This is a genomic window from Mycobacterium sp. NGS61 (assembly GCF_059812325.1).
The window spans coordinates 58,990-79,120 of sequence record NZ_JCALCL010000016.1 but is presented as its reverse complement, the minus strand read 5'-3'; the positions used below and the strand labels follow the sequence as shown (position 1 = coordinate 79,120).

Below are 20,131 nucleotides of genomic sequence, written 5' to 3'. Positions count from 1 at the left end.
CACCACCAACCTGACCCCCGACAACGCCACCAACCCCGCCGCCAACACCTAAGCCGCCACCGATGCCACCACCGAGACCGATACCTGCCTGGCCGCCGACTCCGGCACCGGCACCGAGGCCCAGACCAGCGCCACCACCGATACCGCCGACGACGCCGGCCTGGGCGTTGATCCCGGCCTGCACCTCGAAGCCGACCCCGACCCCCGCCTGACCGCCCACCCCGACACCGGTCCCGAGCCCCAGGCCGGCACCTGCTTGGGCGCCGATTCCGGCTTGCACGCCGAACCCGACACCCAGACCAGCCTGCGCGGCCCCGCCGACTCCGGCGACCAGACCGCCCGTCGGCTCGACGAACGCCAGCCCCGGAGCACCCACCGGCGCGCCGACGACGTTCGGGGCAACGACATTCGGGCCGACGAGCCCGGCACCAATGCCTGCTCCGATATCCGTTGCGACCGCATCGGCCAATCCGACTCCCGCGTTGCCGACCGCCGCTGCCGCATCGGTGGCAACGAAGGCGGCATTGTCGACGACGGCCCCGGCATCGCTAAGCAGCGGCGCGGCCGCGTTGAAGACCGGGCCGGACTCCTGTGCAACGAAGCTCGACGGCGCGAAACCATGTTGGTCGGCGATCGCCTGTTGCAACCCGCTGACCGGGTCGTCTGAGGAAAGGTTCAGGCCCGGAACCGCGCCGGCGGCTGCGGAGGACAGCTGCGCCGGTGACACGTCGATCAGTCCGGCGTTGGTCATCGCTTGTCCGGGGGCGGCGACAAAGGACCGCGCCGCCTCTTCGCTGCGGAACAGGCTCAGGATGTAGTCGACAAGCGAGGTCATTTGTCCGTTTCCCTTCAATAGAAACTCTGTGAAGTCATTCGCCGAAGTGACCGGCGCTCTGTCATCAACCGTATGGAATTCGAGCCTTAATCAAATCGGGGTCAGATCCCCCCGCAGGGGGAATACCCACCGGGATACTCGGGGGCATCGTGTTAGGGGATTAGGGGATTTCGAAGGATCCCTAGCCACAACCCTTAATGACAGCATTTACGCAGGTCAAACACTGGGAAGACGCCATCGCTGACGGTGTGAACGCCGGAAACAGCGCAGACTCAGCCGTGCAGACCGAAGTCGTGGTGGTCGGGCTGGCCGCCGTGCGGTTGCGCATCCGGGTGGATGATCGCGTGATCCCAGATGCCTGGATCGCTCACCGGGAATCCGCCGTGGTCAAGAGCAATGTGCGCCGCCTCACCACCGCTGAACAGCACTGAGGGCTCAGGCTGGCCGAATGCCGCGGGCTGTGGGCTCGCGGACGGTTCACCCGGCAGGTGCGGAGTCGGCTCGCTGATGACACCGCTCACCGGCGCGTGCTCATGAACGAGCCCAGCAGGGGTGTGCGGTGTGAAGGCATCGAACGCCGCGGTCGCCGCACCACTGGCCCAGACATTGCCGTGGTCGGCAACCTGGGCTCCCGATCCGGCGGCCGACGGGCTGGCCATCGACAGGGAATCCGACACCATCGGAATCAGATTGTTGACGTCGTGACTGGTCACACCGGTAAGTTGGGCGTTCGCGATGGCCTGGGCGGGGTCGGCTGCGTAGCGCGCGGCGGCGTCGGGATCACGAACCAGCGAGATGACGAAATCGAGCAACGAGTTTGCCACCACGCACCTCCTTGCCGCACTTACCCACGCCAATCCGCGCTAGCACGATGTTATCGGTCGACCCGCCCCCGGTGTTCGGTACCAAACCCGCCCCCCTTCAAGCATCATTAGGGGGTACGACATTAGGGGAACTGCGGGGTTACGGGGCTAGGACGGGCTACGGTGTGGAAGCCGCCGGTAGCCACCCGGACTCAAAAGGGGGTAAGGGAAATTACCGCATCCCCCACCGACATCCCGCGGGCGGCGCGCGTCGTCCTCGACGAGCTCACCAACCCCGCCTCGGCCCCGGTGCTGGCCGTGATCTGCGGCGGCATCGGCACCGGCAAGAGCACCCTGTTGGCCACCGTCCGCGACGCGCTGCGCCGCGCCGGCGTGACGACGCTGACCCGCCCGCCCCGCAGCGATGAACAGCGTGATGTTGCGCTGCTCATCGACGACGCCCACCTGCTCACCGACGAAGAATTGCTCATGCTCGCCGAATGTGCAGCCGACGGGCGCTGCACCGTCGTCATAGCCACGCAGGCTCAGGAACAGCGGCCGGCATTGCGCTCGCTGACGACAACGATCGAACGGGATCGCCCGCGCATCTCGCTGGGTCCGCTGCCGGTCGACGAGCCCCTGCTGAATTGCACGGCCGGTCTGCCCTTCCTGCTGCATGCGGTGACCGACAGCGCGGAGCCGGCGCACTCGGCACGGCTGGCACTCATCGAGCGGTTGCGCCGCGTTGATGCGCCCACCTTGGACACCCTGCTGATCCTGTCCCTGAGCCAACAGTTGGGCCCGGCCGATGTCGCTGCGGCACTGAGCATTTCGATTACCGACGCCCGGATACTGGTCGACCGGGCGTGGTCCGGCGGGTTGGTCCAACCGGCACACCCACCGGCATTTCACCAGTTGGTGCACGACGTCGTCGGGGGGATCGTCGGCAACGCGCAACACCGCGAGGTCGAATCGGGGCTGCTGCGTTCACAACTCGAGATCTCGACGGTGACGCCGGACCTCGCGCTGCGCCTGGCCGAACACGGACTGTCCGACGACCGGCTGGGCGCCATTCTTGCCCGGCACGCCGGCAATTCCCGCGCCGACGCTGTGCAGACCGCACGGTTGTACCGGGCCGCAGCCCGTGCCGGTGCCACCGGGCTGAGCTCGCGTCTGGCCGATGCGCTGGCCCGCGCCGGGGACTGTGCTGCCGCCGCTGCGCTGGCCGACGAGTTGCTGAGCTCGTCCGATTCCGCCGAGCGTGCAGCAGCGGTACGGATCGCTGCCAGCGTCGCCACCTACAACGGGAACTCGGGTCAGGCAGCGGAGTTGTTCGCGTGGCTCGGACCGTACCCGGACGCGGTGGTGGGCGCTGCCGCCGCAGTCGCGTTCATCGGAACGGGCGAACTCGCGGCCGCCCACGACGCCTTGCGGCTCAAAGACTCCGGTCCCCCGACCATGGCGGCACGCGCTTCGCGCAGTCTGGCCGACGGGCTGCTGTCGTCCATCGATCAGCCCTATTCGAGCGCCATGGCAAAGCTGAGCCAGGCGATCGCCGTCGAACAGGCCCTCGGCGAGGCATTCCCTGACAGTCCGGCGGCACTGGTGACGTTGGCCGCGTTACACGGCGGCGACCCGGTCCGCGCCCACAGCGTGATCGGGCGTGCGGTGCGCACCGCTGGCGATGCCCAGTTCCGGCGTCGGCACCTGCTGTTGTCCGGCTGGATCAAGATGCAGGAGGGACAACTGGCCGCGGCGGGTGCGGACGTCGCGGCCGCGACCACCGGCGGCGAACTGCACCGGCGTGACGCGTTGTGGGCTCACGCACTGCAGACGGCGATCGCACGTCGCAGCGGCGACACCGGTGCGCTGCAGAAGCACTGGTACACGGCCATGGAAGTGCTGGCCGAGTACTCCATCGACCTGTTCGTCCTGCTTCCACTGGGCGAGTTGTGGGTGGCTGCGGCGCGGATGCGCCACGTCGACCAACTGCAACACAGCCTGGATCAAGCCTTCGCGTTGCTCGGCTCGTTGGGAAACCCTGCGCTGTGGTCGAATTCGCTGCACTGGGCCGGTGTGCACGCCGCGATCCTGGCCAACTCACCCGGCGCGGTTGCGCCGCACGGACAGGCGCTGAGCACCGCGGCCCCCCACAGCTCCCTGGCGCAGGCACTGTCCGCGGCCGGTAGGACCTGGCTGCGGGTGCTCGCTGATCAGGTCGATCCCGACGAGGTCACCGCGGCAGCTCGGGCCCTGTCGCACGTGGGGTTGACTTCCGACGCGACTCGGCTGACCGGTCAGGCCGCGCTGCAGACTCCCGATGCGCGGGTTTCCGGGGCGATGCTGCAATTGGCCCGAGACCTGAAGACGAACACGGGTTTTGGCGAGACCGTTGCCGCCGACACAGATCTTCCGGACGCCTCCGACAGCACGGTGGCGCCACGTCAACCACCGTCGGGTTCGCCCTTGTCCGAACGCGAACGTGAGGTTGCCGAGTTGCTGTTGCTGGGCCTGCCCTACCGCGACATCGGAGGCCAGCTGTTCATCTCGGCGAAGACGGTCGAGCATCATGTCGCCCGGATCCGCCGTCGGCTCGGCGCCGGATCACGCTCGGAGATGCTCTCGATGCTGCGGGCCATGCTGGTGCCGGACAGATAACAGTGTGGGAGAGGCCACGGTGTCTGCCTGATCACACCGCGCCTGTACTGGGCTGGTGATCTGCGCAAACTTAGGTTTGCCTTTCTCGCGGCGGGTGCCACAAAGGTGTCACTATGAGCTGGTTAAGCAGCAAAGCGCATTACCGCGCACCGACATGCGTGACGACGAATTGAGGTGACCCTCGGTGACCCTGCAAACCATCCGGTTGGTATTGGGCATGGGCATGACCGCGGTCGTGATCTTCTTGGCGCTGAAGCGCGTCTGGTGGCTGTACAAACTCGTCATGTCCGGCCAGCCGGCGAGTGGGCGCACCAACGACATCGGCGCCCGGATCTGGGCGCAGGTCGCCGAGGTGTTCGGACAGCGCAAGCTGCTCAAGTGGTCGGTGCCCGGGGTGGCCCACTTCTTCACCATGTGGGGCTTCTTCATCCTGCTGACGGTGTACATCGAGGCCTACGGGGTGCTCTTCGACCCCACGTTCTACATCCCGATCATCGGGCGTTGGGACGCGCTGGGCGCTTTGCAGGACTTCTTCGCGCTGGCCGTGCTGTCGGGCATCGTCACCTTCGCCATCATCCGATTGCGCAGCGAGCCCAAGGAATACGGCCGCGACTCGCGCTTCTACGGATCCCACACCGGTGGCGCATGGCTGATCCTGTTCATGATCTTCAACGTCATCTGGACCTACGCCCTGTTCCGCGGCGCTTCGGTGAATGTCCTGGGCAACGATTTTCCGTACGGCCACGGCGCGTTCTTCTCCCACGCGATGGGCTCAGCACTGAGTTCGTTCAGCCCGCACACCAACGAGATCATCGAGACCGTCGCACTGCTGCTGCACATCGGCGTGATGCTGTCGTTCCTGGTGATCGTGCTCAACTCCAAGCACCTGCACATCTTCCTGGCCCCGATCAACGTCACGTTCAAGCGACTGCCCGACGGGCTGGGTCCGTTGCTTCCTGTCGAGTTTGACGGCAAGCCAATCGACTTCGAAAACCCGCCCGACGACGCCGAATTCGGCCGCGGCAAGATCGAGGACTTCACCTGGAAGGGCATGCTCGACTTCGCCACCTGTACCGAGTGTGGACGTTGTCAGTCGCAGTGCCCGGCCTGGAACACCGCCAAGCCGTTGTCGCCCAAGCTCGTCATCATGGACCTCCGCGATCACTGGATGGCCAAGGCGCCCTACATCCTTGGCGAAAAGCCGAGTCCGATCGAAAGTACGCCGGAAGGCGGAATCGGCGAGGAGCTGCGCGGCGACAAGCACGCCGAGGAGCATCACGTTCCCGAGTCGGGCTTTGGTCGCATCATGGGTTCGGGTCCCGAGCAAGCCACCCGTCCGTTGGTCGGCACCGCTGAGCAGGGCGGCGTCATCGACCCGGATGTGTTGTGGTCCTGCGTCACCTGCGGCGCGTGCGTCGAGCAGTGTCCGGTGGACATCGAGCACATCGACCACATCGTCGACATGCGCCGCTACCAGGTGATGATGGAGTCGGAATTCCCGTCCGAGTTGTCGGTGCTGTTCAAGAACCTGGAGAACAAGGGCAATCCGTGGGGCCAGAACGCTTCTGACCGCACCTCCTGGATCGACGAGGTCGACTTCGACGTCCCGGTTTACGGCGAGGATGTCGAAAGTTTCGCCGGCTACGAGTACCTGTTCTGGGTGGGCTGCGCGGGCGCGTACGACGATAAGGCGAAGAAGACCACCAAGGCTGTCGCCGAACTGCTGTCCATCGCCGGCGTGAAGTTCATGGTGCTGGGCACCGGGGAGACCTGCAATGGCGACTCTGCCCGCCGGTCGGGCAACGAGTTCCTGTTCCAGCAGCTGGCCCAACAGGCCATCGAGACCCTTGACGGCGTGTTCGAGGGCGTGGAGACCGTCGACCGCAAGATCGTCGTCACCTGCCCGCACTGCTTCAACACCCTGGGCAAGGAGTACCGGCAGCTGGGCAGCAATTATTCGGTGCTGCACCACACGCAGCTGCTCAACCGGCTGGTGCGGGACGACAAGCTGGTTCCGGTGAACGCCGTCTCGCAGGACATCACCTACCACGACCCCTGCTACCTGGGCCGGCACAACAAGGTTTACGAGGCGCCGCGCGAGCTGATCGGAGCCGCGGGAGCCAACCTCACCGAGATGCCTCGGCACGCCGAGCGCAGCTTCTGCTGCGGTGCCGGCGGCGCGCGCATGTGGATGGAAGAGCACATCGGCAAGCGCATCAACCACGAACGCGTCGACGAGGCACTGGCCACCCCCGCCTCGACCATCGCCGTCGCGTGCCCGTTCTGCCGGGTGATGGTCACCGACGGTGTCAACGACCGGCAGGAAGAGGCCGGCCGCAGCGGCGTCGAGGTGCTCGATGTTGCCCAAGTGCTGCTCGGGTCACTGGATCGCGACGCGGTGAAGCTGCCCGAGAAGGGCACGGCCGCCAAACTGGCCGAAGAGCAGGCTGCGAAGGCCGAGCCCGAGGCTGCCGCTCCGACCGCGCCCGCTGAGGCCAATGAAGCCGAAGAGCCGGCCGAGGCGCCCGCGCAGAAGCCGGCGGCAGCCGCGCCGGTCAAAGGCCTTGGCATGGCCGGCGCCGCCAAGAAGCCCGGCGCCAAGAAAACCGCCCCGGCCGCCGAGGAGAAGCCGGCGGCAGCCGCTCCCGTCAAAGGCCTCGGCATGGCCGGCGCCGCCAAGAAGCCCGGCGCCAAGAAAACCGCCCCGGCCGCCGAGGAGAAGCCGGCGGCAGCCGCTCCCGTCAAAGGCCTGGGCATGGCGGGCGGGGCCAAGCGGCCCGGGGCCAAGAAAGCCGCCGCACCGAAGGCGGACGCAGCTCCGGCCGCGGAAGCTCCGGCAACCACCGACAAGCCTGCGACGCCGGTGAAGGGCCTGGGCATGGCCTCCGGCGCCAAGCGACCCGGCGCCAAGAAGACCGCGTCCCCCGCGCCTGCCAGCAAGCCGGCAGAGGCCGAGCCGATCAAGGCCGAGGAGACCTCTGCCGCTGAAGAGCCCGCCGAGTCGCCCGAACCCGAGGTGCCCGTCAAGGGCCTGGGTATCGCGGCCGGAGCGAAGCGGCCGGGCGCGAAGAAGACCGCAGCCGCCAAACCCGCCGCCCCGGCGAAGGCCGAACCGGAGCCCGAAGCCGCCGCTCCGAAGGCCGAAGCAAAGCCGGAGCCGTCCAACGGCGAGGCGGCAGCTCCCGCGACACCGGCCGCACCGGTCAAGGGCCTGGGTCTGGCGAAGGGTGCCCGTCCGCCGGGTAAGCGCTGATCACGGTTTGACACCCGACAGCAAATATCAGTGGACAGCGATGGGACCATGGTGGACGTGACTACGCACCAGGTGCCCGCGCATACCCACGGCCATCACCGGCAGCGGGCGTTCGCGCAGTCGTCCAAACTTCAGGACGTCCTGTACGAGATCCGCGGCCCGGTGCACGCCCACGCCGCCCGGCTGGAAGCCGAAGGGCACCGCATCCTCAAGCTCAACATCGGCAATCCGGCACCGTTTGGCTTCGAGGCGCCGGACGTGATCATGCGCGACATGATCCAGGCTTTGCCCTACGCCCAGGGGTATTCCGACTCCAAGGGCATCCTGCCGGCCCGTCGCGCAGTGGTCACCCGCTACGAACTCGTGCCGGGGTTCCCGAAGTTCGATGTCGACGACGTGTACCTGGGCAATGGCGTCTCGGAGTTGATTACGATGACGCTGCAGGCCCTGCTGGACAACGGCGACGAGGTGTTGATCCCCGCACCGGACTACCCGTTGTGGACGGCGTCGACATCACTGGCCGGCGGCACCCCCGTGCATTACCTGTGTGACGAGACCGCGGATTGGCAGCCCGATATCGGCGACATCGAATCGAAGATCACCGACCGCACCAAGGCGCTGGTCGTGATCAATCCGAACAACCCGACCGGGGCGGTGTACAGCAGCGAAATCCTCGCGCAGATGGTCGCTTTGGCGCGCAAGCATCAATTGCTGCTACTCGCTGACGAGATCTACGACAAGATCCTCTACGACGACGCCAAGCACATCAGCGTCGCAACGCTGGCCCCGGACATGCTGTGTCTGACGTTCAACGGTTTGTCGAAGGCCTACCGGGTGGCGGGATATCGGGCCGGCTGGCTGGCGATCACCGGGCCCAAGGATCACGCCAGCAGTTTCATCGAAGGCATCAGTCTGCTGGCCAATATGCGCCTGTGCCCCAATGTGCCTGCGCAGCATGCGATTCAGGTGGCACTCGGTGGCCATCAGAGCATTGAGGACCTGGTGCTACCCGGCGGCAGACTGCTCGAGCAACGCGACGTGGCGTGGCAGAAGCTCAACGAGATTCCCGGGGTGTCCTGCACCAAGCCCGAGGGTGCGCTGTATGCGTTTCCGCGGCTCGACCCCGAGATCTACGACATCGACGACGACGAACAGCTCGTCCTCGATCTGCTGCTGCAGGAGAAGATCCTGGTCACTCAGGGCACCGGATTCAATTGGCCCGCACCGGATCACCTGCGCATCGTGACCTTGCCATGGTCGCGCGATCTGGCGGCCGCCATCGAGCGCCTGGGTAATTTCCTGGTCAGCTACCGGCAATAGGCGGCAACTGATCAGAGGCCGATGTAGACGGCCTTGGTGTTGAAGTAGGCCTCGATTCCCTTTCGGCCGCGTTCGCCGCCCCAGCCCGACTGCTTGTGACCGCTGATGGGCATCGACGGGTCGGCGGCCAGCGAGGAGTTCACCCAGATCTGGCCGGCGCGTAGCTCATTCACCATGCGGTGAGCGCGGGACAGGTTCTCGGTCCAGATGGATCCGGCAAGACCGTAGTGCGTGTCGTTCGCGGCGGCGATCACCTCGTCCTCCTCGTCGAACGGGATCACACATCCGACCGGGCCGAAGATCTCCTCGCGGATGAGCCGCATGTCCGGGGTGGTGTTGGTGACGATCGTCGCCTCGTAGAAGTACCCCTTGCGGTCCATCGGCTTCCCGCCGGTGACCACCTGCGCGCCGGCGGCAACGCCGTCGTTGACGATGCCTTCCACCCGTTTGCGCTGCTTGTCGCTGATCAACGGTCCGAGCACCGAATCCGGGTCCTCGCTGCCGCCCATCGGCAGCATCTGGGCGAAGGCAACCAAACGATCCACCACCTCGTCGTAGATGCCGCGCTGCACGTACATGCGCGAGGTGCAGGAACAGTTCTGGCCGGACCCGGCGAGCAACCCCATCCCGGCCCCCAGGATCGCCTTGTCGAGGTTGGCGTCGTCAAACATGATCAGCGGCGACTTGCCACCCAACTCGAGCGTCAGGCGCTTGAGGTTGCCGGCGGCCGCCTTCACGATCAACCGTCCGACCTCCGTCGACCCGGTGAACGAGATCTTGTCGACGTCCGGGTGCGCTGTCAGCGCCGCACCGGTGGTCTCGCCGTAGCCGGTGATGACGTTCAGAACGCCGTCGGGCAACCCCGCTTCGCGGAAGATCTCTTCCAGCTTCAGCGCGGTGAGCGGTGTCTCCTCGGCGGGTTTGAGTACCGCGCTGCATCCCGCCGCGAGCGCAGGCGCAACCTTCAGCATCGCGACGAAAAACGGTCCGTTCCAAGGGATTATCAGGCCGACCACGCCGACCGGCTCGAGCTGGGTGAAGGTGTGGTAGGTCTCCCAGGTGCCCAGCAGGCCGTCGGAGACGAGGTTTGCCGACTCGCCGTGGATCTTGCCGACCCAGCCGGCGTAGTACTTCAGCATGTCGACGGACACCGGGATGATGTGACGCGCAGCCGTCAGGTTCATGCCGTTGTCTTGACCCTCGAGCGCGGCGAGTTCTTCGGTGCGCTCCTCGATGATGCGTGCGGCGCGGAACAGAACATTCGCGCGGTGCGATGCCGGCGCCTTGCGCCAGACCCCCGACTCGAACGTCTCCCGCGCCCGGGCTACCGCCTTGTCGACGGTCGCCTGGTCGGAGTCGACGACCTCAGCGATCTGTTCTTCGGTGGATGGGTTGAAGACCGGGATGACCCCCGAGTTGCGGACCACAGGATCAAGGTCGACGGCACTACTCATGTTCATCCTCTCGTCACCGGAATCGCTCACCAGCGAAACAACCCACCGAGCGGCGAGGTTACGCGCTTAACCACCCCACGTCCAGCAGCGGCAACCAGTCATCTCCCGGCGGCGGTTTGCTGGGCTCGGCACACGTGCCCGAAATTCAGTCGCGCTCCAGCAACTCGAGCAGATACCCGCCGTATCCGGATTTCACCAACGCGCGGGCGCGCTGTTCCAACTGCTCGTCGTCGATCCAGCCCCGCCGCCACGCGACTTCTTCGGGCACACTCACCTTGAGGCCCTGCCGTCGTTCCAGGGTGCGGACGAAGTCCGATGCGTCCAGCAGCGAATCGAATGTCCCGGTGTCCAGCCACGCCGTCCCACGGGCCATCACCTCTACCGACAGCCGGCCCTGGCTCAGATAGATCTGGTTGACCTCGGTGATCTCGTACTCGCCGCGCGCCGATTTCTTCAGGCCCCGGGCGATCTCGACCACGTCGTTGTCGTAGAAGTACAGACCCGGCACCGCGTAATGGGATTTCGGTGTCTCGGGCTTCTCCTGCAGCGACACCGCCATGCCGTCGGCGTCGAACTCCACCACGCCATAGGCCGACGGGTTGGCTACCCAATAGGCGAAAACCGCTCCGCCGCTGATGTTTTGGAATCGGCTCAGGCTGGTGCCCAGGCCAGGGCCGTAGAAGATGTTGTCTCCCAACACCAATGCCACTGTGTCATTGCCGATGTGGTCGGCGCCGAGGACGAATGCCTGGGCCAGACCGTCCGGCCTGTCCTGGGTGACCCAGCTCAGGTTGATGCCGAATTGCGAACCGTCGCCGAGGAGCCGCCGGAAGCCGGCCGCGTCGTGCGGGGTCGTTATCACCAGGATGTCGCGGATGCCGGCCATCATCAGCGTGGACAGCGGGTAGTAGACCATCGGTTTGTCGTAGACCGGCAGCAGCTGCTTGCTGATCCCGACGGTGATCGGATGCAGCCGGGTGCCCGAACCGCCGGCCAAGATGATCCCGCGCATGTGTGGCTCCTTCGGCCTCGGCCTCAGTCGATCAGGTCGCTCTCGGTGAGTTCGGTCGCGGCCAACGCCGATGCCAGGTCTTCATGGCGGAACACCGAGGTGACGTGGTCGCGGACCACGCGGAACGCCGACGCATTGGTCACGACGGTCGCGGGGCCCTCGCGGCTACTGATCGTCTGTTCGACCACCACCACCCCGTCGTGCACATACATGCGGCCCAATTCCGCTGTGCTGGTGAGCGATCCGGCCCATTCGCGCAGCGCCTGATGGCCCTGCGCGGCGCCGTGCGCGTCCCCGAAATCGATGTCCTCGCTGGACAAGCTGAGCAGCGTCTCGATGTCAGCGGAGTTGAGGGCGTCGTGCCACGCCAGCACGGTGGCGATCTCCGAAGTGGTCATGGCCTGCAAGTCTAGAGAGGCGTGCGGTCGAGCCAACGCCGCCATACGGCGTCGTCGCCGTAACGCTCGACGCCGGTGTCGGCGAGCACGACCCGCCGCGTCAACGCCAGCAGCAGCTCAGCGGCGCTCCCGCGCAGCGCCGCGGTGCCTTTGCCGTGCTCGTGCGACCAGGCGACGCCACCGCCGTGGAGCCGGGCCGTCCACTCGCCGGCCTCGCCCAGCCCGGGATCGGTGGCGTGCAGATGCAGGGTGTCGCCGCCCTCGAGGGGCAGCGGCGCCCCGTCCTTTCCGGCCTGGATGACGATGCGTTCCAGGAACTCGTCGATGCCGTCGGCTGCCACCGCAGCGTCGAGGGTGAACTGGGCGCCGACGGCGAGTGCAGCGTCCGCCCGGTGCACGACGTTTTCGTGTAGCCGGCGCCGGATCCACCAGCTCGCCGGACGCGGGCCGAGAAACGTCCAGACGGGGGTATCGGGCCCGGTGCGGTCTAGCGCGTCCAGCAGCAGCTGCGCGCCGCCGTTGAGCCACTCGATGGCGGCGTCGCGGTCCGCCGGCGGCTTGCCGTCTGCCACGCTGCGGAAATCGAGAAACTCGTCCATCCGATCACGGACGATCTGGGCGGCCCAGCGGTCGCCGCGGCCGACATGGCGGAAAAGTTGCTCGATGTTCCAGCCCGGGCAGCTCGGCACGGGCGCCGTGGGATCAGCGGCGCGGACAAGCTCACCGAACGCGCGAGTTTCCGCGAGATATGCCGACGCGTGGTCCACCGCCGTGACGCTACCCGTCGCGACGGCCGATAATGGCCTGATGGTGCCGGCACCCCCATTCATCGTGACATTCCGCGGATTTGAAATAGGTCGCTACGAGACCGCAGAGCGGGCGATGGCTGCCGCCCGATCGGTGATCGACACCGAGCTGGGTGCTCAACTCGGTCGGGGCGAACTCGCGTCCGCGTCGCTGCCGATCGAATTGCCGAGGATCGAATGGCAGCCTCCGCCGATTCCGTTCCCGTTCGACGCGGCCGGGTATTGGCATTGGCGAGCCCAGGCGTTGCGGTCGGAACGGCGCCCGCCCACCGCGCCGCGGCCGGCACCGCCCCCGCCACCGCATCCCGCGCCGCCGGGCGCGGGCACCGGGTCCGGCAGTCTGCCACCACGCCCCGAACCCGCCGCGACGGTGATCACTCCGATGCCCGATTACAGCGGGCCCGCCCGGTTGCCGGAGGACCGGCCCGCTGATCGGCAGTGATGCGAAAGCGGCGACCGGCAACACCCTGCTGCCGCACGGGTAACGTCTGAGCTCATGCGCACCCATGGGTGGGGCGGCGCCAAGCCCGCAACCGACGAAGAGGCGATCGAACGCATCCTGGATGCCGCCAGCGCAGCCATCGACGCGCGTGGTGGCGACATGCGGATCGCCGATGTGGCCCGCACCCTGGGCGTCTCGCGTCAGACGGTCTACAACTACTTTCCCGGTACCAACACCCTGGTCGAGGCAGCAGCCACCCGCTCGGGGATGAGACTCCTGCAGCGACTGGCCGAGCACCTGGCCGGCATCACCGATCCCGTCGATGCCCTGGTGGAAAGCCTGGCGTTCACCCTCGAGTGGTTGCCGGGCGACCGGCACGTGCAGTTGATGCTGGTACACGACTTCACCAAAGTCTCCACGGGCGTGACGTCGGACATGGCGATCAAATTCGGCCACGGGATCCTGGCGGGCCTGGATGTGGACTGGATCGACCTCGGACTCGGCGATGCCGATCTCGACGACCTCGCGGAATACATGCTGCGGATCATGCAGTCGTTCATGATCGACCCCGGCCGCCCGGCGCGCACCGGCGAGGTGCTCCGCGCGTACCTGCGCCGCTGGGTCGCGCCGGTCCTGACGGCCGAGATCGCCAGTCATCGCATCTGAACGCACACCAGTTAGACAAGCTCGGTAAGCTGTCCAGTCGAGGCAGGTGAGTGCATTGACGTTCGACGCAGTGGTTTGCAACGGCAGGTGGTTCGACGGCACCGGCGGACCGTCGGCGATCAGAGACATCGGGATTCGGGACGGTCGGGTGGCCGCGGTGTCCCCGACGCCGCTGGACACCGAGGGTTGCCCGAACGTCATTGACGCCCAAGGTAAATGGGTGATGCCGGGCATCATCGACATTCACACGCACTACGACGCCGAGGTGCTGGCGGCACCCACACTGTCCGAATCGCTTCGGCACGGCGTCACCACGATCGTGCTGGGTTCGTGCTCGCTGTCCACTGTGCACGTGGACGCCGGCGAGGCGGCCGATCTGTTCGGGCGGGTGGAAGCGATTCCGCACGAGCATGTGGTCCGCATCGTCGGCGAGCACAAGTCATGGCACAACGCGCAGGAGTACATCGACGCGCTGGAGTCGTTGCCGCTGGGCCCCAACGTGTCCGCGTTCATCGGACACTCCGACATGCGGACGTCGGTGATGGGACTCGACCGGTCGACGCGCGACGACGTGCGTCCCACCGCGGCCGAGCAGGCCCGGATGGAGCAGATGCTGACCGAGGCGATCGATGCCGGATTCCTCGGGATGTCTTCGCAGCAACTACTTTTCGACAAGATCGACGGCGACACTTGCCGGTCCCGCACCCTGCCGTCGACCTACGCCAAGGGCCGCGAGTTGCGACGGCTCAAGAATTTGCTGCGCAGTGCGGGCCGCGCCCTGCAGTCCGGTCCGGACATCAGCCACCCGCAGAACATCGTGTCGCAGGCCCTCCAGTCGCTGGGGATTCGGCGACCGCACCTCAAGACCAGCCTGCTGGCGGCCGCCGACATGAAGTCGGCGCCGGGCAGCGTCTGGCTGACCAGCTTTCTGGCGGCCGTTGTCAACCGGTTGGGTGGCGACTTCCGGTTCCAGCACCTGCCGGTGCCGTTCGAGGTGTACGCCGACGGGATCGACCTGGTGGTGTTCGAAGAGTTCGGCGCGGGTGCAGCGGCGCTGCACCTCAAGGACGAATTCGAGCGCAACGAACTGCTGCGCGACGAGGAGTACCGCCGGCAGTTCCGCAAGGACTACGACACCAAGTTCGGTCCGCGCGCCTGGCACCGCGACTTCTTCGACGCCGAAATCGTGTCCTGTCCCGACGATTCGGTGATCGGCAAGTCGTTCGGGCAGGTCGGTGTGGAACGGGGTGGTCTGCACCCCGTGGATGCATTCCTCGACCTGGTGCTCGAGCACGGTACCAAAATCCGTTGGCGCACAACGATTTCCAACCACCGGCCGAAGATGCTGCGCCGCCTGGCCCGGATGGACGGCCTGCAGGTCGGCTTCTCCGACGCGGGCGCCCATCTGCGCAACATGGCTTTCTACAACAGTGGTTTGCGTCTGCTGCGGCACGTACGGGACGCCGAACTGGAGGGCCGGCCCTTCCTGACGGCGGAGCAGGCGGTGCACCGCCTCACCGGCGAGTTGGCCGACTGGTACGGACTGGACGCCGGCCACCTGCGGGTGGGCGATTGGGCCGACCTGGTGGTCATCGACCCGGAGCGCCTCGACGACTCACTGGATGCCTACCACGAAGCCGATGTCGAAGCCTACGGCGGACTTTTGCGCATGGTGAACCGCAACGACGCCACGGTCGAAGCGGTCCTGGTTTCCGGCCGCGCGGTATTCCGCGACGGCCAGCCCACCGAAATCCTCGGACGGGAACGCACCGGCGGTTTCCTGCGCGCCGACGGCACGCCGCGCAACGTGCCGCGGCCGGTCAGCGCCTGACGCTCAGCGTCCCGGCCACCGCGCGCCGAGCCGGAACACCCGCCACCCGGCGCGTTCCCAACGCGCCACATCCAGGCAGTTGCGACCGTCGACCACGACGCGGGCACGGACCCGGTCGGCCAGCTCGGCGGGATCTAGGTCGACGAACTCGCGCCATTCGGTGAGCACCAGCACCGCGTCGGCCCGCTCGCAGGCCTCAGCGACCGAGACCGCGTAGTTCAGGGTGGGAAAGAGGCGATTGGCATTGTCCAGCGCCTTGGGGTCGTAGACGTTGACCGCGGCGCCGTTGAGCTGCAACTGTCCGGCGACGTTGAGGGCGGGCGAGTCACGCACGTCGTCGGATTCGGGTTTGAACGCCGCCCCCAGCACCGCGATGTTGGCGCCCAGCAGCGAGCCCCTGCAGGCCGCGGTGGCCAGTTCCACCATGCGGGTCCGGCGGCGCATGTTGATGCTGTCCACCTCACGCAGGAAGGTCAGCGCCTGGTCGGCGCCCAGTTCGCCGGCGCGGGCCATAAATGCGCGGATGTCCTTGGGCAGGCAGCCACCGCCGAAACCCAAACCGGCGTTGAGGCATTGGCGTCCGATGCGCGGGTCGTAACCGAGCGCGTCGGCCAGCACGCTGACATCGGCGCCGGCCGCCTCGCACACTTCCGAGATCGCGTTGATGAACGAGATCTTGGTGGCCAGAAACGCATTCGCCGAGACTTTGACCAGCTCGGCGGTCTGCAAGTCGGTGACCATGAACGGCACGCCCGCGTCCAGCAGCGGACCGTAGAGTTCGCGTGCGGCGGCCTCCGCACGGACCGAATCATCCTGCACGCCAAGCACAATGCGGTCCGGGCTGAGCGTGTCGTGCACCGCGTAGCCCTCGCGCAGGAATTCCGGGTTCCACGCGACCTCGACGTCGACCCCGTCGGGCGCCAGGGCGGCGGCGCGTTGGCTCAACTCAGCGGCGGTGCCGACCGGCACGGTCGACTTGCCTACCAGCACCGCTGACCTGGTCAGGCGGGGTACCAGCGCGTCGATGACGGCATGCACGTGACGCAGGTCGGCGCCGTATTCACCTTTCTTCTGCGGAGTTCCGACGCCCAGAAAGTGCACGTCGGCGAACTCTGCCGCCATGTCGTAGTCGGTGGTGAACCGCAGCCGACCCGTAGCGAGGTTGGCAGTCAACAACTTTCGCAGACCGGGCTCATAGAACGGGATGTCACCGCCGGCGAGCTTGGCCACCTTGCCCGGGTCTATATCGACCCCGACGACCTCATGTCCCAGCTCCGCCATCCCTACGGCATGGGTGGCGCCCAAATAGCCGGTCCCGAATACGGTGCATCGCATACCACCGTGTGTAGGTGGCCGCGATGAGCGAACGCCGTCGTGACACTGAACAGCAGGTGACAGCTACTCGGCAACTCAGATGCCGGGGATCAGCGGGATGTTGATCCCGCCGCGTCCACCGCCGCCGGGACCTTTGCCACCACCCCGACCGCCGCCACCGCCAGGGCCTTTGCCACCGGGGCTTTTGCCGATGCCGGGCGGCTTGCCGCCGCCACCGCCGCGACCGGGCGACTGGGGAGTCAGGATCGGCGGCAGTACCGGTACCGGCACGATCACCGGGACGGGGACATTCGGCACCGGCGCGGCGGGAGCCGGGGCCGGCGCGGGAGCCTCAGCCCGCGGCGCCGGAGCCTGGGGTACCTGCACGGGGACCTGCGGTACCTGCACGGGAGCTTGCTGGGGAACCTGCGGTGCCGGCGCGGGTGCCTGCTCGGGAACCTGCGGGGCGGGGGCCTGCTCGGGTACGGGGGCCTGCTGCGGGGCCGGAGCCGGGGCCTGCGGCGTGGGAGCGGGTGCCTGCGGGGCCGGCGTGTTGGGCGCGACGGCGGCCTGGCCGGGCTGGGGCCGCGTGTCAGCGGTGTCGCGGATCGTGACGGCCAGCGAGACGACGAGCGAAGCCACTCCGATGACGAAGATCGAGGCCAGGATGCTGCCGAGCAGCGCGAAGGGCTTGCGGTCGTCCTGCTCGTCCTGCTCGTCCGGCTCGTCCTGGACCGCACTGTAGGCCCGGCCGGTGCTGAACGGCTCGAAGTGGACGGGGTCGATCGCGAGCGGCGTCTGCGCGCCCGTACCCGGATCCTGTGCGTAGGCCTGTGCCGCGGTGGTCGCGGAGAGCAGCGGCGTATTCGCCGACGCCAGCGCCGCGCCCCAGGCAAGCGCGGTCTCCGGCTCCTCCGGGGCGGTCACCGGCAGCGTGGTGGCCGCCTCCAGCGTCGACTTGATCAGCGGGATGTCGACCCCGGAGCCGACGACGAAGACGGCGTCCGGGCGCGTCTCCAGGGACTCGGCATTCGACACCAACTCGGCCAGGCTGGCCACGGCGGCGTCGTCGTCATCGGGCAGCGGGTGACGATGCACGTCGGCGATGGATCCGTCGGCGCTGTCCACCACAGCCAAGGTCGCGGTGTCGGGTTCGATGAACAGCAACGCGGTCTGCGCGTAGTTGGTTTCATTACCGACCGAATGCGCCAGCGCGGCAGCCGCCATGAACGCCGAGACCAGCATGACGTTCTCGATCTTGCGGTTGGCCAGCGCGTCGCGTAGCGCGGCCGCCTGGTCGGGGTCCCGCCAGGTCACTCCGGTGGACGCCAGCTGGTAGCCACCCTCGGCGGCGCCCTCGCGGGTCCCCAGGATCGCCGAGATCACCTGCTCGGCTGCGTCCGGCGTGGCCGCGGCCGGGTCACCCGCGACGTCGAATTTCTCCTCGTCGACTAATGCGCCGTCGCCGTTCTCGCCCTCAACGAGCACCATCCGCACGGCCGTTGGCGCCATCGACACACCCAGAACGGTGTCCATAGTCCCCCAATCGACTGAACAGATTCCCCAACCTGTGTTAACAACGGTACCCGCGGCGGGCGCGGCTTATCCATTTGAGTTTGCTGTGTCACGGCTGCAGACCGCTCTGACCAGCGGCGTTGGGGTGGATGTGCGGGGGATCACCTGCGCCCGCGTCCACCACCCCCACCGGAGCCGCCGCCACCGCCGAACGGTCCGTGACCGCCGCCGCCGCCGAAGGGACCATGGGCGCCCGGTCCGCCGCCGCCGAACGGACCACGTCCTCCTGGTGCGTCCCCGCTCGAGGGGCCGTGACCGCCGGCGCCAGGGATGCCGGGGATACCTGGAATGCCGGGGATGCCGGGGATGCCGCCGCGACCAGGCCCTCCCCCACCGAAGGGACCCCTACCCGGATTGGGCGACGGACCACGCCCGGGCGGTCGCGCGATCGGGCCCCGCGGCAACGGGTTTTCCACCCGCGGGTTTTCCACCCGCGGGTTTTCCACGCGCGGGTTCTCCACCCGCGGATTTTCCACCCGCGGTGGCGATACCGGCGCTCGAGGTACCTGCGGCTGCTGGCGTGGAACCTGCACCGGGAACTGCACGACCGGCGGTCGCACCAGCGTCTCGGGTCCCTGCACGGGCGGCCGCACGACCGGCAGCAGCGGTGGGACGAGCACCGCGTCGGGCAGCCGCGGGGGTTGCACAATCGGCGTCTCGATCACCGGCGCAACGGGCGCCGGCAGGGCGGGTGCGGCCGGAGCCTGCGGTGCCCGCGCCGGAAGCTGCGGGACACTCACGCGCGGCGGTGCCGCCGGCACCTCGATCCTGGGTTGCGGCGCGGCCACGACGGTGGGCGCCGGTGCCTGCTGGGTGGGCACGACGAGGTGGTTCTCGCTGGGCCTGGGTTGCAGCGCGACGGTGGGGCGGATGTTGATCGCCAGCGCGACCTCGAGCGCCACCACCGCGGCGGTCGCCGCGACTGCCAGGGTGCTGCCGATCAGCAGCGCCGGGCGGCGCAGAGCCGGATCGTGGTCCACGTCAGCGGGGGCCGCGTCCAGCACGACCGTCTCGCTGAATTCCTCAGGTCCGTCGACATCTTGCGCGTAGGCCAGCGCAGCGGTGCTCGCCGCGAACAGCGGCGCATGTCCTGATGCCAGCGCCGCACCCCGCGCCAGCGCCATGTCGTGTTCCTCGGGCACATTGACCGTCAGCGAGGTCGCGGCGTCCAGTGCCGGTTTGATCAGAGGTACGTCGACTCCGGAGCCCACGACGTAGATGCCGTCTGGGCGGGTCGGCATCGACTCGGCCCCGGAAACCAGCTCGACCAGCTCGGATACCGCCGTGTCGTCGTCGGCGGCCAGAGGCCGGCGCTGCACGTCGCGCAGCGAAGCGTCCGCGGTGTTCACCACGGCCAGTGTCGCGGTGTCGGGCTCGATGAACAGCACACCCGTCCGCGCATAGCCGACGGAGCTGCCCACGGCCTGTCCGAGTGCGACGGCCGCCATGAACGCGGAGACCAGCATGACGTTCTCGATCTTGCGGGCGGCCAACGCGTCGCGCAGCGCCGATGCCTGCAGCTGATCGGTCCAGCTGACGCCGATGGAGGACAGGCGCAAGCCGGCATCGTCCGCGCCTTCGCGGGTGCCCAGGATCGCCCGGATCACCTGCTCAGAGGGCATGGTGGCCGGGTCGGTCAGCCGAAAGCTGTCCTCCTCGACGATGACGCCGTCGGCGTCCTTGCCTTCGACCAGCGCGATGCGGACAGCCGACGGTGCCATCGACACTCCGAGTACGACGTCCATCCGCGCACTCACCACCCTC

Annotated in this window: 15 protein-coding genes; 6 read left to right on the top strand and 9 right to left on the bottom strand. The window is 67.6% G+C overall.

Annotation, left to right across the window (positions count from 1 at the left end; all coding sequences use genetic code 11):
* Both AC5Y3Z_RS23720 and AC5Y3Z_RS23715 read right to left on the bottom strand, forming a co-directional pair.
* Positions 1-835 (bottom strand): IniB N-terminal domain-containing protein (locus AC5Y3Z_RS23720; RefSeq protein ID WP_500001868.1); only part of this gene is annotated, 835 nt, incomplete at its 3' end.
* Between the two features lie 272 nt (positions 836-1,107).
* A complete protein-coding gene (locus AC5Y3Z_RS23715; RefSeq protein WP_473140378.1) occupies positions 1,108-1,659 on the bottom strand; it encodes an Rv0340 family IniB-related protein in 552 nt (183 codons plus the stop codon).
* Between the two features lie 210 nt (positions 1,660-1,869).
* Between AC5Y3Z_RS23715 and iniR the strand changes: the two genes are divergently transcribed.
* From iniR to AC5Y3Z_RS23700, 3 genes are all read left to right on the top strand, one after another.
* Entirely contained in the window at positions 1,870-4,296 is a 2,427-nt protein-coding gene (gene iniR, locus AC5Y3Z_RS23710) for an isoniazid response ATPase/transcriptional regulator IniR (protein ID WP_473140380.1), read from the top strand.
* Positions 4,297-4,480: 184 nt separating this feature from the next.
* The gene (locus tag AC5Y3Z_RS23705) at positions 4,481-7,549 is read left to right on the top strand and encodes a (Fe-S)-binding protein (protein WP_499919522.1); all 3,069 of its coding nucleotides are present in this window, start codon (positions 4,481-4,483) and stop codon (positions 7,547-7,549) included.
* Between the two features lie 30 nt (positions 7,550-7,579).
* Complete coding sequence (locus AC5Y3Z_RS23700; protein WP_463825487.1) at positions 7,580-8,869, top strand: pyridoxal phosphate-dependent aminotransferase; 1,290 nt, start codon at positions 7,580-7,582, stop codon at positions 8,867-8,869.
* 11 nt (positions 8,870-8,880) lie between these two features.
* Here the strand turns inward: AC5Y3Z_RS23700 and AC5Y3Z_RS23695 are convergent, their stop codons facing one another.
* The 4 genes from AC5Y3Z_RS23695 to AC5Y3Z_RS23680 all read right to left on the bottom strand — a co-directional run bounded on the left by AC5Y3Z_RS23695 (position 8,881) and on the right by AC5Y3Z_RS23680 (position 12,500).
* The gene (locus AC5Y3Z_RS23695) at positions 8,881-10,323 is read right to left on the bottom strand and encodes an aldehyde dehydrogenase family protein (protein WP_463825486.1); all 1,443 of its coding nucleotides are present in this window, start codon (positions 10,321-10,323) and stop codon (positions 8,881-8,883) included.
* Between the two features lie 145 nt (positions 10,324-10,468).
* Positions 10,469-11,335 (bottom strand): glucose-1-phosphate thymidylyltransferase RfbA, encoded by an 867-nt coding sequence (gene rfbA, locus AC5Y3Z_RS23690; protein WP_463825485.1) that lies wholly within the window; start codon positions 11,333-11,335, stop codon positions 10,469-10,471.
* A gap of 23 nt (positions 11,336-11,358) precedes the next feature.
* Positions 11,359-11,733: a nuclear transport factor 2 family protein gene (locus tag AC5Y3Z_RS23685; protein ID WP_463825484.1), complete on the bottom strand. Its 375-nt coding sequence runs from the start codon at positions 11,731-11,733 to the stop codon at positions 11,359-11,361.
* 11 nt (positions 11,734-11,744) lie between these two features.
* The gene (locus AC5Y3Z_RS23680) at positions 11,745-12,500 is read right to left on the bottom strand and encodes a maleylpyruvate isomerase family mycothiol-dependent enzyme (protein ID WP_473140172.1); all 756 of its coding nucleotides are present in this window, start codon (positions 12,498-12,500) and stop codon (positions 11,745-11,747) included.
* 40 nt (positions 12,501-12,540) lie between these two features.
* On the opposite strand from AC5Y3Z_RS23680, the gene AC5Y3Z_RS23675 reads away from it, so the two are divergent.
* Genes AC5Y3Z_RS23675 through AC5Y3Z_RS23665 form a run of 3 tightly spaced genes read left to right on the top strand, consistent with a single transcriptional unit; the run spans position 12,541 to position 15,478 of the window.
* Positions 12,541-12,981, top strand: coding sequence for a hypothetical protein (locus AC5Y3Z_RS23675; protein WP_463825482.1), 441 nt, complete (start codon positions 12,541-12,543; stop codon positions 12,979-12,981).
* Positions 12,982-13,035: 54 nt separating this feature from the next.
* Complete coding sequence (locus AC5Y3Z_RS23670) at positions 13,036-13,647, top strand: TetR family transcriptional regulator (protein WP_463825481.1); 612 nt, start codon at positions 13,036-13,038, stop codon at positions 13,645-13,647.
* Positions 13,648-13,702: 55 nt separating this feature from the next.
* Entirely contained in the window at positions 13,703-15,478 is a 1,776-nt protein-coding gene (locus tag AC5Y3Z_RS23665) for an N-acyl-D-amino-acid deacylase family protein (protein ID WP_473140173.1), read from the top strand.
* A gap of 3 nt (positions 15,479-15,481) precedes the next feature.
* Here the strand turns inward: AC5Y3Z_RS23665 and AC5Y3Z_RS23660 are convergent, their stop codons facing one another.
* The 3 genes from AC5Y3Z_RS23660 to AC5Y3Z_RS23650 form a co-directional block, all read right to left on the bottom strand.
* Positions 15,482-16,813 carry a UDP-glucose dehydrogenase family protein gene (locus AC5Y3Z_RS23660; protein WP_463825478.1) on the bottom strand — a complete coding sequence of 444 codons (1,332 nt, stop codon included), beginning with the start codon at positions 16,811-16,813 and terminating at the stop codon, positions 15,482-15,484.
* 75 nt (positions 16,814-16,888) lie between these two features.
* Complete coding sequence (locus tag AC5Y3Z_RS23655) at positions 16,889-18,328, bottom strand: DUF7159 family protein (protein WP_473140174.1); 1,440 nt, start codon at positions 18,326-18,328, stop codon at positions 16,889-16,891.
* Between the two features lie 140 nt (positions 18,329-18,468).
* The gene (locus AC5Y3Z_RS23650; RefSeq protein WP_499919518.1) at positions 18,469-20,124 is read right to left on the bottom strand and encodes a DUF7159 family protein; all 1,656 of its coding nucleotides are present in this window, start codon (positions 20,122-20,124) and stop codon (positions 18,469-18,471) included.
* Positions 20,125-20,131 lie beyond the last annotated feature (7 nt).